At 42.6% G+C, this 15259-nt stretch carries 11 protein-coding genes; 5 read left to right on the plus strand and 6 right to left on the minus strand.

Annotation, left to right across the window (positions count from 1 at the left end):
• Positions 1-324: 324 nt before the first annotated feature.
• Together ACE3JL_RS13155 and ACE3JL_RS13160 are read left to right on the plus strand one after the other, a co-directional pair.
• Complete coding sequence (locus tag ACE3JL_RS13155) at positions 325-1989, plus strand: DUF4114 domain-containing protein (RefSeq protein ID WP_375327654.1); 1665 nt, start codon at positions 325-327, stop codon at positions 1987-1989.
• Positions 1990-2305: 316 nt separating this feature from the next.
• Positions 2306-2737 (plus strand): ATP-binding protein, encoded by a 432-nt coding sequence (locus tag ACE3JL_RS13160; RefSeq protein ID WP_375327655.1) that lies wholly within the window; start codon positions 2306-2308, stop codon positions 2735-2737.
• A 605-nt stretch (positions 2738-3342) separates the two neighbouring features.
• Here the strand turns inward: ACE3JL_RS13160 and ACE3JL_RS13165 are convergent.
• Positions 3343-5367, minus strand: coding sequence for an ATP-binding protein (locus ACE3JL_RS13165; protein WP_375327656.1), 2025 nt, complete (start codon positions 5365-5367; stop codon positions 3343-3345).
• A gap of 78 nt (positions 5368-5445) precedes the next feature.
• On the opposite strand from ACE3JL_RS13165, the gene ACE3JL_RS13170 reads away from it, so the two are divergent.
• A complete protein-coding gene (locus tag ACE3JL_RS13170) occupies positions 5446-5811 on the plus strand; it encodes a response regulator (protein ID WP_375327657.1) in 366 nt (121 codons plus the stop codon).
• An 18-nt stretch (positions 5812-5829) separates the two neighbouring features.
• On the plus strand, positions 5830-7596 hold the full coding sequence (locus tag ACE3JL_RS13175; protein ID WP_375327658.1) for a SpoIIE family protein phosphatase: 1767 nt from the start codon (positions 5830-5832) through the stop codon (positions 7594-7596).
• Here the strand turns inward: ACE3JL_RS13175 and ACE3JL_RS13180 are convergent.
• From ACE3JL_RS13180 to ACE3JL_RS13195, 4 genes are all read right to left on the minus strand, one after another.
• A complete protein-coding gene (locus ACE3JL_RS13180; protein WP_375327659.1) occupies positions 7593-8639 on the minus strand; it encodes a hypothetical protein in 1047 nt (348 codons plus the stop codon). The genes ACE3JL_RS13175 and ACE3JL_RS13180 overlap by 4 nt on opposite strands.
• Before the next feature lie 154 nt (positions 8640-8793).
• A complete protein-coding gene (locus ACE3JL_RS13185) occupies positions 8794-10176 on the minus strand; it encodes an ABC transporter substrate-binding protein (protein ID WP_375327660.1) in 1383 nt (460 codons plus the stop codon).
• Positions 10177-10590: 414 nt separating this feature from the next.
• Complete coding sequence (locus ACE3JL_RS13190; protein WP_375327661.1) at positions 10591-11592, minus strand: AEC family transporter; 1002 nt, start codon at positions 11590-11592, stop codon at positions 10591-10593.
• 38 nt (positions 11593-11630) lie between these two features.
• On the minus strand, positions 11631-12167 hold the full coding sequence (locus tag ACE3JL_RS13195) for a hypothetical protein (RefSeq protein WP_375327662.1): 537 nt from the start codon (positions 12165-12167) through the stop codon (positions 11631-11633).
• Positions 12168-12234: 67 nt separating this feature from the next.
• Between ACE3JL_RS13195 and ACE3JL_RS13200 the strand changes: the two genes are divergently transcribed.
• Positions 12235-13233: an IS630 family transposase gene (locus tag ACE3JL_RS13200; protein WP_375327663.1), complete on the plus strand. Its 999-nt coding sequence runs from the start codon at positions 12235-12237 to the stop codon at positions 13231-13233.
• Here ACE3JL_RS13200 and ACE3JL_RS13205 read toward each other — a convergent pair.
• Complete coding sequence (locus ACE3JL_RS13205; protein ID WP_375327664.1) at positions 13230-14852, minus strand: hypothetical protein; 1623 nt, start codon at positions 14850-14852, stop codon at positions 13230-13232. The two genes, ACE3JL_RS13200 and ACE3JL_RS13205, sit on opposite strands and share 4 nt — an antisense overlap.
• Positions 14853-15259: the final 407 nt, after the last annotated feature.

A 15259-nucleotide genomic window follows, 5' to 3' on the forward strand; every position in this document is an offset into this window, starting at 1 on the left:
TAGTTTTCCTTTGCGAAAGCTGAAGTGTGTATGTACCGATCCAATAAATATGGGAAATAGCTTGCCATGTATAGCGGTTTTCACAGAAGAGAGTCCCGATTGAAACGCTGAAACGCCGATCTATCAAGGGATTTACCATACCTTATCAAACTGAAAACCGCTATAAAGCTTTTCACCCTTCTTGAATTGGCCGGTAATAACTCTTGCGGAAAGCGAGAGTCTGCTCGGATGCGAGGCATCGCTTGATTTTTTCCAAACTTCTCTAATTTGGTTTTCTCAGCCAAATTTATCGTCACAATTCACATTAAACAGGATTGATCAACTATGACTGGTTTGAATTTTCTACTCCGTGATTCACTTTTAGTTGCCAGTGTTAATAACTTTGCCATCGTCGATTATCAGCCTGATAAAGCAGGAACCGATGGCTATAGCGACCTTGGGTTCAGGAAAGTTTATACTCCTGGATTGAGTACGATTAATCGTTACAACGTCGATGGTTCTTTTGATGGCATTTTCATTTCGGCGGGACTGGGGGATGCCAATATAACGGTTGCCTCTGGTTTGACTCTCGGGCCAGATGGCTTAGTCTACATCAATGATCAAGGAGCTAATAGTGTTAAAAAGTATGATGTCAGCGGGAATTTTCAGGGATATTTCCTCAATGGAACGACCCCCGACACACCTGAAGAGGTCGTTATTGGCCAAGATGGAACCAATGACTATAGCTTGTATGTCAGCAGTCTGACAGGGGATGGGGTCAAGCGTTACGACTTTGAAACAGGAACATTACTTGACCATATTGCCTTTATACCTGGCACAAGTACCCCTTTGTCTGCCGCCCTAATGGAATTTGATCGTGACGGAAATCTTTACATTGGCGGTGTGTTTAGTACCAATCAGGTTATTAAATATAATCCAGACACCAAACTAGCAGAAACCTTTATCGCTTCAGATATTGCTCAGTTGATTCCGTCGGGTATTGCCTTTGATAAAGTGGGAAATCTGTACAATGGTACGTTTTCCGGTCCTACTTTTGGACTACCACCAACTACGATTGCACAGTATAGTCCTACTGGTCAACGACTAGATGTGAACTTTGTTGACAATAGTAGTAATGAACTCGATATTAGCTCTCGAGTACGACTTTTTGACTTAAATGATGACGGGGCTACGGAGTTTTATGTCTCTAACTTTGGTGGAAGTAGTATTATGAAGTATCTGGGCCCAGACACCAATACGCCTGGTGCCAGCGAAGGGGCTTATATTTCTGATTCTATTTCTGGGGGTAGCCTTAGCAATCCTGGTGGTTTAATTTCTATTCCGGGTGAGGCTGGTACCAAGATTAACTTCACTCCTATTCAATCCGACGGCAACCTTGGCAGTTTGACCTATAAAATTGGCAACACATCTACTGTTAGCCTTGATCAGCAAGTCCCCAATCTAACCAATGCTCTCTTCGACAACCTCATCGGTTTTTACAGATTAGCGAATGCACAAGGAGCAGTGATTGATATTAACGATGCTAATGGCAATGGCTCCATCGAGGACTTACTCAATCCTGGCGATATTGGCTATGCCTCTTCCGCGTTGGGTCAATACAAAACTGATGTTCTTCTTCGTCTAGGGGCTGAAGGGGATACCAATAAAAATACTTCCGCAGCACAATTTGGCGATGTGTTGATTAACGGTGGGGAATATTACGCCCCCTTCGTTATTGCTAATGGTGGCAACCTGTTAGAGCCTGGGGATACCTTAGCAGAGGGTATTGCCAAGTTCTTGGATATAAATAGCCAAAATACTGCCGCCACGGTTGATAATTTCTGGACCCACGAAGTTGCTTACTTTAGCTTTGGTGTAGCTAATCCTGACGGGGTTGAGCATCTACGGAGTTATGGTAACAATGTCTTCGGATTTGAAGATTTACCTGGTAATTTAGGTGTTAGCGACTTCGACTTCAACGACGCTGTCTTTCAGATTATTTTTGCTTAATCTCAGCTTTTATTCGCAAAAATAAAGAAGAAAAACTGGGTTCTTCGTTACTTGGTATGGTTCGATTCGGTCGCATAAATCGACTAAATTTTTATCTGGCAAGGGACTTAATTGATTAGTTCGCTCTAGATCGAAAACAATTGACCAAAATCGCCAAATGCCTCTTTCTACAAGGGTTCCATCCCTTACACCCCCCGTTCATTACATAGCACAAACCGAAGAACCCAGCATTTTTTCAAAACTTGTTGAATTATCAACTATCTACTATCCATTATCCATTAATTCTCTACCTATTTTGCCAAGGACAAATTACGCAATGGAAACTCTTACTGTTCCGGGAACCTTAGATTCCCTTGCGTCGATCGCCCAGTATGTCATGGCTGCGGCGACAGAGGCGGGTTTAGGGAAAAAAGCGGTTTATAAACTACGATTAGCGGTGGATGAAATGGCTTCCAATATTATTATCCATGGCTATCAACAATCGAGATTAACGGGGGATATTGTTGTCACAGCTCAGTTAACAGATGAACAGTTAATTATCACTCTGGAAGATACGGCTGTGGCTTATGATCCAACGACCCATCATTTACCCACGGAGGCGGATTTAAACCGTTCTTTGATTCAGCGACCCCATGGGGGGTTAGGGATTTTTTTGGTGTTAGATGGGGTAGATGATTTTTCTTATGAACGGGTCGATGATCGCAACCGCAACATTTTTGTAATGAAACTGCCAACTCCAACGATTTAAAAAAGTACGGCTCTTCGGGAACTGTTATGCAAATAATTAACTTAAAATAAAATTCCCTGAGAGAGCCTACGACTAAAACTAGCTAGGGAGAGACTTAATGCACAAACAGGTTAATACCAAAAGATATAGCGGTTTTCAGTCTACTGAGTTACAAAAGTTATGGGTTTGAGGCAAAAGGCAAAAGGGAAGAAAAATAGGTGTACCTCACTAGCTTAGGAAACGCTATCTTAACTAGGGCTTGCTGAATAATGATAAAAACCTTGTTGGGTAAGACTTTTAGACTTTTTGATTGACAAAAAGTACCAGGCACGGGAGTGATGAGGGGGAAAATTGAGGCACTTTTTCCCTGAAAGTTAGGTAATTGGCCACCTCAAAACCGGTAAAATCCCACACCCGTTCGGACCTCGGCGTGAGACTTCGGACGTTCGGCGAGCTCAGTCGAGCGGACGGTGAGCCTGTCGAACCGCCGCGTGAGCTTTTGTCGAACGCTCAGTCGAACGCTGAGCTCACGATGGATAGTAACTATATGATGACTGTGCTGAGAGCTTTTTGTCAAGCCTAACTGAGATACTCTTACCCTGCTCTTTTATCATCAATTTTTCTCCTTAAGCAGGTTCAGAGTTAAAGGGCAAGGTAATACTAAAACAAGAACCTTTACCCAATTCGCTACTAACAGTAATATCACCACCTTGTAGCCTACAAAACTGACGACTTAAAGCCAATCCTAATCCAGTGCCGCCATATTTTTGAGTGGTTGAGGCATCTGCCTGGGTAAAGGGTTGAAATAATCTATCCTGTTGCTCCAGCGATAATCCGATACCCGTATCTTGCACCGCAAATTTAATCCATTCTTGGTTGGCATCACTGTAGCATTGAATTCGCAAGCAAATGTTGCCTTCATAGGTGAATTTAGCTGCATTGCTTAATAAATTCAGTATGGACTGTCGCACCTTAGCTTGATCAGCATATAACATCAATCCCGATGTTTGATTTTCCAAAATTAACTGATTATTATTTTTTTGTATTAAGGGGTTAACCGTTGCGATAATCCCCTCGATCAATTCATTGACATTAAAGGTTTCTAAATAGAGATCCATCTTGCCCGCTTCGATTTTTGAGAGGTCTAATAGATCGTTAATCAGTGCTAACAATAATTTACCCGATCGCTGGATTTTCTCCAAATCGGGAACAAACTCTTGCGGTTCTAAATCTTCTGCTTCTTCAATTAACATTTCACTATAGCCAATAATTGCGTTTAACGGTGTCCGCAATTCATGGCTCATATTAGCAAGAAAAATGCTTTTAGTTGCATTGGCAGCCTCAGCTTCAGCACGGGCAACTTTGGCTTTTTCAATAGTTTGCTCTAATGCCTCTGTGCGCTTTTTAACTTTTTTTTCTAGTCCAATATTCACCGCAGCAAGTTCTCGTTGAGTGTTCTCTAACTCCCGATTTTTTTCGGACAATGTTTCAAGACTTAAATTTAAACTATCTGTCATGTGATTAAATGTTATCGCTAATGAACCAATCTCGTCCTGCGTCAAAACGGGTGCTCTTACGCCGGTTTCTCCTGCGGCAATATTCTCGGCGGCCTGGGTTATCGCCAAAATGGGTTTAGTAATTTTAATTGAGAGTAAATACACTACAAGCAAAAGAGTTGTTCCACCACCGAGGCCAATGATAATTAGTTTTTCGGTCAATTTCTTCACTTGTTCAATGGTATCAGACTGATTGATTTCTGCGACCAAGGCTAAATTATATTTGTCAATCCAATTGTATGTACCAATCACCGGAATTCCCCAATGATTCACATATATACTAACCATGTCATTTTTGCTGCGAAGCATAGTCTGAAGTATGGGAGGAATAAATTGTTTGGGATTTTTGACGATAACATTATTGTTTGATGCTACCGATAAAAAAGTATTTTGATTATTAACTTTACCAATTAAAAAGGTATCTGGCAGAAGACTTGAAGGGGTCAATAGCTCTGGGTTGGGATTGCTGCGAATTATTTGATCAAGTATATGAAGATTAATATCCATGGTGAGATAGCCAAGGCGTTTATTCTGGTCATTTAAAAGGTCTGTGGTAAAGGTCATTAGAGGACGGTTAGTCTTCTCTTTTGTATAAATGGTGGGAACAATATTAATATCGTCGGTTTGGTTAGCAGGAAAGTAGGTTGTTTGATTACCTATACCCGAGTATTGACCTATTCTTGAAGGATCGGAAGATGCAATGACAATACCACTAGGACTCAGGAAACTAATGGTATCTATATTTTGGGAAATTTGACTAATAATGGCAAAATTTCGTTGCAATGCTTCCCTTGCTTGCTCATAATTAAAACTATCAGCCGGCTTGCTCTTCAATACTTGAGCGTATTCTTTAATATGACCAATACTTCGTAGCGTAAATAACTGATACTTAATCAACTGAAACCAATGTTCTATGTAAGACTCTTGATAACCAACCGATACGCCTAAGTCGCCGTAGGCATCGTTAATAACAGCCCTTCTAATTAAAAGATAATTGCTGAGGGTGATTAGAGCAACGATAGAGGTTGAGGCAAAAAAATATAGTAGAACCAGTTTTACTAATAGTTTTTCTCGAATTAGCTTTGTGATTTGCATAATAGCTATGGAGGGCTTTATAATAGCTGAGAGTCTCGTTCGTAGTTTTCTAGACTATCTTTTGGAAGTATATCACCTATGCCTAAAATTTTGCTCGTTGAAGATAATGAAATGAATCGTGACATGCTGTCGAGACGTCTCATTCGCCAAGGTTTTGAAGTAGTGATCGCCGTTGATGGTGAGCAGGGAATCGCCCTTGCTACCGTGGAAAGGCCTGATCTGATCTTGATGGATATGAGTTTACCTATTATTGACGGTTGGACTGCGACCCAAACTATCAAGGCAAATGATGCAACCAGTGCTATTCCAATTATTGCTCTGACGGCCCATGCCATGGCGGCGGACAGAGAAAAGGCGATCGCTGCCGGATGTGATGACTACGATACCAAACCGATTGAGTTTAAACGACTGCTCGATAAAATTAATACCCAATTATCTGCCTAATTTTTACTAGGAAAACCGATGAGCATCCACGATTCGACCCAGGGCAATGAACAGGCACTTTCCCATGTACGTCATGAGTTGCGTACTCCCATCAATGCTATTATTGGCTACGCTGAAATGCTTCAGGAAGATCTGGAGGATGGCCTATCGCCATTGTCAGGAGAATGTGGCACCATAGCAGAGCAAGGAAGACACCTGCTGGGGCTGATTAATCGCCTGGTCATGCCAGAAACGGACGGCGAAGCCGAGGATTCCAAGACTGTGGAACTCCTCTCTCGGGTATCTGAATCCATGACTCAACCAATTTGCGCCCTCGTAACAAGGGTTGAAAACTTGCTTACTGAGGGTTTAGAACCAAACTTAACCCTTGATGTAGAAAAAATTCGGACGGCAGTGATCGCTTTAGACCACTTTATTCATCATCTGGATGAACTGTATTACCAAGCTGCCACCTCGATCCTAGCGAAAGTAATCGAACGGCCGACGATTAACAATGGGGAAGAGCTAGGGCAGAATATCGAGCTACCGTCAATCGCGGTGGCCAGCATTTCCCCTGATCTAAGAGGTCGAATTTTAGTGGTCGATGATAACCAAACCAATCTAGATTTGTTGGCCAGACAATTAACCCGGAAAGGACACCAAGTCACCACTTGTTTAAACACCAAACTGGCACTTGAGCATCTACAAGAATCTGCCTTTGATATCATCTTATTGGACGTAATCATGCCAGACACTAATGGTTACGAGTTTTTGAAATTTCTCAAAGTCTCTCCCCAATTTCAATTTATTCCGGTGATTATGATTTCTGCATTGGATGACTTTCAGCAGATTGTTCAATGTATCCAGATGGGAGCGGAAGATTATCTACCGAAACCCTTTGATCCCATTCTCTTAACGGCCCGTATTGGTGCTTCTCTTGAGCGTAAAAGACTTCGGGATCAGGAAGTTCTTTACACTCAGCAAGTAGAAACCTTATCCGCACTCCTAGAGCAAGAATTGGATAGAGGCCGCCAAATGCAGAAGAATTTTTTACCCGCCCAAAACTTGTCTAAGCCAGGGTGGGAATTTGAATCATTTTTTAGTCCGGCCAAGCAATTAGCTGGGGATTTCTACGATATGTTTGACCTGTCTAACAATACGGTGGGCATTGTCATTGCGGATGTGTGCGATAAAGGAGTTGGCGCAGCGTTGTTTATGGGATTGTTTCGCAGTTTAATTCGCATTTTTTCTGGGCAAACTCTACTAGATGGGTTAAGCTTCAATAGGAAATCCTCTGCTCCGATAGACGCCAACTGTGATCACATTAATTATCATCTCATTCTTGAAGCTATTACTTTAGCCAATAACTATGTTGCGATTAACCATGGCGATACTGCGATGTTTGCCACAATTTTTTTTGGGGTCTTAAACCTCGATACTGGCAATATGAGCTATATCAACGGCGGCCATGAACCCGTATTTGTTTTAGATCGGGACTATCGCCTTAAACAAACGTTAATGTCAACCGGCCCAGCGGTGGGCATGCTACCCGATCTGCCCTTTCAGGTACGAGAAACATCTCTAGAAACTGGAGACAGTTTCTTTGCTTATACCGACGGTGTTCCCGAAGCAAAATCAATAACAGGAAAATTCTTTGGCAGCGATCGCCTTAAAGAGTTACTTACTCAACCCCAAACTTCAGCAAAAGCTCTAGTTCAAACCATTACAGAGGCAGTCCTAGAGCATATTGGCAAGGCTGACCAATTTGATGACATTACGGTCGTTGCCCTCAAGCGGTTATCCTAATCGTTGATCCCTGATGATGGGCGGGGCTTGAAAAAGGTGACCAACAGCACAGCCAAGGGAATATTGAGAGTAATACCCAGCCAATAAAGCCCGCGAATCTTCTGTTGGGCTTGGCGAAAAACCAGAACTTGATCGATTTCGACCATCAGCCCTAAATGATAGTCCGACAACCAACGATACACCCCTAAAACAGGTTCACCCCGGTAATCCAAGTAGGCTAGATTCCCACTCTTTTCCCGTAATACTTCGGTGATGCCTAAACTGTTGACGTGATAGTTGTTCTTGATCAATAGAGATGAATTTCCTAGCCACTGAGGGGTTGAAATCTGGGGAAGACTGGTTTCAGATCGGCGTGGATCTAAGGCAATTAAAGCATTCTGGGTGTGGGATAAATTTCCCACTAAATAACTTGTCGCCAATTTTTCGGGAGAAACATTGCTGAATGGCGATCGCACTAGATTGTCTAGATTCTGGAGATTCAGTACCGTGGCAAATGCCCCAATGCGAAGATTCTGACTATTCAATAAGGGAACAACAAAGGTAATCTCTGGCCTTTGTGTCAGAGAAGATTGATAAAAAATGGGTTTAATTACATTGATTTGGTCGGGGGTGAAATATGTAGATGTATTTTGAAGGGGTTGATATTGTCCTTCTTCTAATTTCCCCGTGGAAAACATGACAATCCCTCCCCGATTTAGCAATAAACTACTTTCGCGACTAGGTTTTTGATGAGAGAAGTAATTTAATAGAAACCGATAGGCTTTTTGATAATTGGAATCTGATTTTAAGCGGATAGTCAACAAGGTTAATGCCGCCTTCTGGACCTGGCTATTTTGTAAATCTTGGGTAAAATCACGTTTATACTGACCAAACCATTGAGCAACCTGCTGTTCCTTTAAGTTAGCAACTCTTTCTAGAGCGCGATAGTTTGGCTTCAAAGCCTCCTCCCGCTCACGGATATAAAGAGTAAAAGCCCCACCGCTAAAGCCAAGGGTGGATAATAAACAGAAATAAGCGGTAAATTTATAAAGAGGACTAACCATAGAAATAATTAGGGTTTGCTGAAAAAGTCCTAGGCAAGAAAGATAATACCAGGTTTTTGAAGGTCTCAATCTTATTTTCTTGGACTAACATCGGATTTTAACAGATCAAAAGCCTTATTTTAAAAGAGTTTTCCCCTTATGCAGTAAGCCCTAATTATTGCCAATTCTCGAAAATATTTTTAATTTTATTGATGGCAAAATCTGCCGCTTGTTCCGGGGATTGACGATCAATGAGAATTTTTTGAATAGCTTGTCCCCAAATATTTTGGGACAGAACTTCACTATAGGCTGGGTTGAAGACAGTATAGGCTAGACGAGGGTTATCAAACTGCACTTTTAAATTAAAAAGGTGGGCATCCTGGGGATTATTCCAGAGGGGACGTTTCATCAGGACTGGCATCACCGGAAAAAAACGCCCCTGGGAACCCTCAATAAATTTAGCAAGATTTTCTGGTTGGACTAAAAATGTCACTAGACTTTTAGCCTCCTTGAGGTAAGAGGTCTCTTGGAAAATGGCAATTTGTTTGACATAGGTGATGTTCCGCATCGGGGTTTTATCCGGTTTATTCGGCCAAGGAATTGTTCTCATTCGCTCATTGTAGTTAATGGGATCTTGGCGTTGAGAACCCGGAATAGACAAGGTTGGATTAGCCGTCATTACCGTTAAATTACTCAGGAAAAAGACATTATTGTCAGGATCATTCCAGGTAATTGCTTGGGGGGGAACAAATCCTTGCTGATAGAAATCTGTGTAGTTTTTTAAGGCTGCCACAATTCCCTGTCGCTCCTGGGAGGAATCGAGGTTAAGATTCCCTTGATCGTCAACTAATTGGACATTGTAGGCTTCCAGAAACTGTTCAAATATATTATTCGTATCGGTAGCAATGCTAGACATGGGTAAACCGAGTCCGTAGATAGTGGTCTCCCCCTGCTGACGTAAATTGGTTTGGGCCGTTTTCCAAATTTGCCAAAAAGAACTCCATTCCTGGGGCAATTGTCGTGGGTTTACCTTGGCTTTGGACAGAAAATCTTGCCAATAGTGAATATGGGTAGTGGACTGCGAAATAGGTACGGCGTAGTAACTACGAGCCTTTTTGGGGTGATTGAAATAGTAAACACTATCAAGAGCCTCACGAATATATTGTTTTTTTAGTGGTTCTATAATGCTGGTAACATCTGCAAGTTGATCATTCCATGCCAGTTTAGGAATCAGGACAGTATCAATGCTATAGCCATAGATGACATCTGGAAGGGTTCCCTGTTGCAGGGCTTTTTCGGTTTCTACAACCAAATCTTTTTCGCTATAAAAAGTAAGTTCCACCAATTTGCCAGTGGTAGTCTCCCACCGATCAATGACCCGTCGAATTGCCTCTGTTTCTTCAGGATAGTAGCCTTCACTCCACCAAACCTGTAAGGGGCGATCTGGACTGTCAGGCATTCCTTGCTCAAACTGAGCAACCCCACATCCTGTTAATAGAAAAATAGAGATAATCCATGGAGTAGAACGAAAGAGTTTTTGTAGAGTGGAAGTTAGCATAACTCAATTTTTTAAAGCGAATCATTAGTTGTTATTGGACTTGAGACTAAATCAAAAAGTACACCATAGATAGTGCCACAAATGAGCAGAAAGCCACGGCATACAGCGCAAAATCCTATTTAGTCTAAACTCCAGTTGTTAGGATAATGGCCAAAATTAAGGAGGGTTAGGAATCAAGGCTCTTCGTTACTTGTTATGGTTCGATAGGAGGGCATAAATCGACTAAATCCTTATCTGGCAAGAGACTTAATTGATTAGTTCGCTCTAGAGCAAAAACAATCAACAAAAATCGCTAAATGCCTTTCTATATAAGGGTTGCATCCCTTATAAACCCCGTCCATTGCATAACACAAACCGAAGAACCGGAATCAAGTCCCAATAAGAGGTTCACCGACTTCTGGGTATCGGAACAGATTACCAGGTCGCAAACCCCCATATCCAAAAAGGTATCATAAAAATTAAAGCCAAAGAGCTGAGTCCGAGGGCTGTAACCACCAAGGAACGGTCTAAATCGTAGGCTTCGGCGATAACTAGGGTCGCAAAGGCACAGGGCATACTAGCTTGCAAAACCAGCGCCAATCTGGCAGGGCCATAAACGCCGATCGTCGTCAGTCCCATTCCAATGACCATGGGCACCAGTAACATTTTGATGGCAACGACTCCTATCGCTGTGTGGATATTGCTCCAAGAGTCCAGTTGTTGGAGGCGAATACCGATCAAGGCCAGGGCCATCATAATTACGCTCCAAGCAAAAAAATTAAGGACATTGGTTAACCAGACAGGAAAGGGAAGGGGACGGAGGGCTAAACCGATAAAAAAAGCGATCAAGCAAGGATTAGCGATAACTTCTCTAGCAATTTGCCCTAGGAACGGAGGCCTGATCGCTGGTTTGCCAACCTGAGTTTGGTGAAAACGGAAGCGAGCGGCGATGATAACACCCAAACCGTAAGCACCGAAAAAGGTTCCTAAAACGTCGTATAGCAGAGCCCAGGCGAAGTAATGCGGACCCAATTGTGGCAATAGTAGGGCCACGGGAAATCCCAAAAAACTGGTATTGCCCACTAAACACAACTCGGTAAAACTGCTTTGAGTGGCGATCGCCCATTGGTCTCGATGGATTTGTGTCCATAAGTTGGCAAAGAGCAGTCCCAAGACAATAGCTGTCCAGGCGGTGATCGGGGCTAACCAAATGTCCCCCGAAAGATCAGCTTTGCGAATGAAATTGACAACACTAATGGGAACCCCAATTAAATAAAGAAATTTGCCGAGCCAACGGGGTAAGCGTAACGACCAATCAGTGGGGAACCATCCAAAACGGCTGAACGTTTTCAAGGCCAAACTAATACCGGCCCCCGCTAATACTGCGCTCAGGAGCGGCAGATACAGTTGACGGGCGAGAAGAAGATAGGCGGCCATGGTTACAAAATCCTTTGGGAAAGAACAGGGGCGAGTGGTTAGCAACGTCGCAAAATTAGAGGCTGGGGCAAAAAACCAATTTGGGGGTTGGGAACTAGGGGATGATAAAATTTGGTATAGTTAATCCCATAGTCTAACGCCGTTTGACAGGTATGCTCGTTTAAATTGATCCCGACTATGCCCAGTAGCCGACAGGAAACCCGGTTTTCCCGAAAACGATTAGCGACCGCATCTGGCAAGAGGGCGCAGAGGTCCGGATCAAGTTGCTCCAAAAAATCAAGCACATTATTATTGGTCGTTGCCAAAATTAAGACTTCAAACTTTTGCAAAATCCGATAGAGGCGTAGGGACCTCTGACCGCCAGGTCCTAAACCGATTGTGTTGTGATAATGGCAGCGAAGGTCAGTAAGCTGTTGGTCAATTTTACCTAGGGAATCTCCCCTGAGCAATGAGTTTAACAGTTCGGCGATCGCTCTACCTTCTTTGCTATAAGGGTTACTATAGTTGGATAACAATGCCTGTAGCTCCTCTTGCCAAAGTACAGGGTTTTGCTCGAACAATAAGTAGTCATGCAAAATTAATTACCCAAATAAAAAATTAAGAAGTATAATACATGAAAAAACGAAGTAGCAGGAAAATACAATGAGATTGATTAGAGACCTAAACCCCGAGAGCCAGAAAATGCTAGAGAGAATTTATCGAGCTAGTAAACATCATCAAGTAAGAGAGCGAGCGAAATGTATACTCTTAAGTTTTCAGGGAACCACGATAGAAGAATTGAGCGGAATATTTGGAGTTACGAGAAAGACCATCTATAATTGGTTGACGAACTGGGAGGATAGAAAACTAATTGGTTTTTATAATCGTCGAGGAAGAGGGAGAAAACCTAAATTGACAGAAGCCCAAGGTCAACAAGTTATTGACTGGGTAAAAGAAGAACCGAAAAGCTTAAAAAAAATCCAGATCAAAATTGTAGAAGAATGGAAATTAACCATAAGCAAAGACACGATAAAAAGACTAATAAAAAAAATCAACATGAGGTGGAAAAGGGTGAGAAGAGGGTTGGGCAAAACCCCTGATGAGTGGGAGCTTGAGGTCAAACTACCTATTTTAGAAGAACTCAAAAAACAGGAAAAAAGAGGAGAGATTGAGATAGGATATTTGGATGAAATGGGATGGGATTCAAAGCCTTGTATTCCTTATGCTTGGCAAGAAGAAAAAACCACGATAAAGTTACCACCAATTGAAGGTAAAAGACTAAATATTTTAGGAATAATGAAACGAGATAATCAATTATTTTATGAGACACAGGTCGGAACGGTTACTAGCGAGATAGTTATCAATTTTCTGGATAAATATTGCCAAAATATACAGAAAAAAACTGTCATAATAATTGACCAAGCTTCCATTCATACCAGCGATGCATTTATCGAGAAACTTGAGGAATGGGAAAAGAAAAACTTGAAAATATTTTGGTTGCCCACTTATTCACCTCATTTAAATTTAATTGAAATATTATGGAGATTTTTAAAATATGAATGGATTGAATTTAGCGCCTATAAAGACCGAAAGAGCCTCCTCGCTTACGTTAAAAAAGTGCTGGACAATTTTGGAGGCGAGTATGTAATTAATTTTGCCTAGGTACTTATTAGCACTTGGGTTAATCGAACTAAATCCTGCACTAGATCGAGAAAGTCATCCATCTCACTCACCAGTTGTAGATGATCTAGCCATCGGCTTAACGTTTTGCGGCGATGATGTTGAATGGCGTTTAAACATTGGGATAAGCTAGTGACAATGGACAGTTCACCCTGGAGTTGATAACGATGCTTCTCCGCCAAGGCTTGTAAGACCTGGAGCTGTTGCTTAGTGCCATAGTTGCCGATACCGCCGTGATTTTGAGGCTCGTCGCAGGGATTAAATAACAAGGCCACCCGTTGATGACAAGTATCCGCCAAAATCCGATTATCAGGGGTATCCCAGTCGGCCACATACTGTAGGGAACGGGCTCCAGCTAAAATGTCAGTACCTTTGCCTGTCTCTGCTTCGGTAATCACCAAATGAAGAGGATGGCAAACAGACTGGGTTTGTCCCTGTTTTTTGACAGAGGTTAACTGTTGTCGGCTAGATTCCTTTTGGCTCCACCAGAATCCATGAACGTTTCCATTCTGAAGGGATAACACGGAAAAACCCAGGGGTAGGGCGCGCGCACAACTATCGGAGTCCTGGGTCAAGGCCTCCCCCAAGGCCATTGCTAACCAATCCAAAATACGAACAAAGACATTTTCCCCTGCCCCAACTCTTGTCTGGGAATCCAATAACACACGGGTGCTATGAGAGAGGCGAATTGTCCCTAGATCCGCTAGAGCTACCGTCAACATTTTATGCAGTCCTCCACTACCGCCCCGGCCTTCGTAGGGATGGAGATCAGTATCACCCGCTACAATAGTCAAGTGATGTTCCCAAAGTAATCGTGGCATAACCATTATGTGGCGGCGGCGATGGTTTAAGGAAACCATTGCCTTGGCAAGATATTTGGTCGTTTCCCCGATAGATGGGTCAAGGTGAGCATGGCTAGTGTTTATCACTTCTTGCAAAGCTAAATGAGGTTCCAGGGAATGATCCGCCGTTGGCGCAATTTGTTGACGCACCATAGCTTGACAAGATTCCAAGAGTCGGACTAACTTCATGAAGTCGGTGGACTCTACCGCTGGAGACTTGGTTAGCCAAACTTTTTGGGTGGGTAAATAGGGATTACGGGTGGTTTGTTGATGAATAGCAATATTTTGCTGTAATAGCGTCCGATATCTTACTTTTCCTAGATGTTTTTCCATCTCTTCTGAAGTCATAAGAGGATGGGTACCTAAGCCAAATAGCAAGGTGAAGCCCAACGCTGGAAACTGTTCTTTTAACATCAGAACGCTATCAATTAACAAGCGAGCTGCGATCGCCGATCTCGTTTTGTCTGGCAACACCAATAATAGCCGAGGTGGTTCGAGGACATTCTTCAGTTCCAAAACCTCTAGGGCATGGTTCAAATAGTTAACACTGTACTCTAAAATCCTCTGGCGGGGAATGGCATCATAGGTTGGCGCGGCAACAGAGAAAACCTGACTACCCTGTGGTAAAGTCAAGGGGGAGTGGGGAAAGTTTTGTAGGCAGAAAGATTCGCCTTGATAGGGCGGCAGGGCAATGCTGTCAGACCCTTCGAGCGGGGCGGCAATATCAATTAATGTAGGTAATACTACTGCTTGGTTCATCCTTCTATACTTTGCACGGCTACAACTTGCATTTTTCACTTAAAGATAATAAGGCTCTTCGGGACTTGGTATGCTTCGATATGGGGGCATAAATCGACTAAATCCTTATCTGGCAAAAGATTTAATCGCGGCAATGTCTGTCTCTCCAAGGGGTTCATTTCTCATAACCTCGTCCATGGCATAAGACAAACCGAAGAACCAATTTTTTCAGTAAGCACTCCAACCCTTATCCTGACTTGATTTCAGTTTTTTCTTTGTCAGTAAAGGTGTCAACAAGTAATATTACAAATTGTTAACCGAGTTTTGAAAGCGTTGTGCTACAAAGGAGTCTTAAGAAAGATTTGACTAATGGACAGCCCAGAAGGGGAGAGAGGAGTAAGATATCTACGACGAACAAAGAAAAATGG

This window comes from Microcystis sp. BLCC-F210 (genome assembly GCF_042134685.1).
GTDB classification, from domain to species: domain Bacteria; phylum Cyanobacteriota; class Cyanobacteriia; order Cyanobacteriales; family Microcystaceae; genus Microcystis; species Microcystis aeruginosa_D.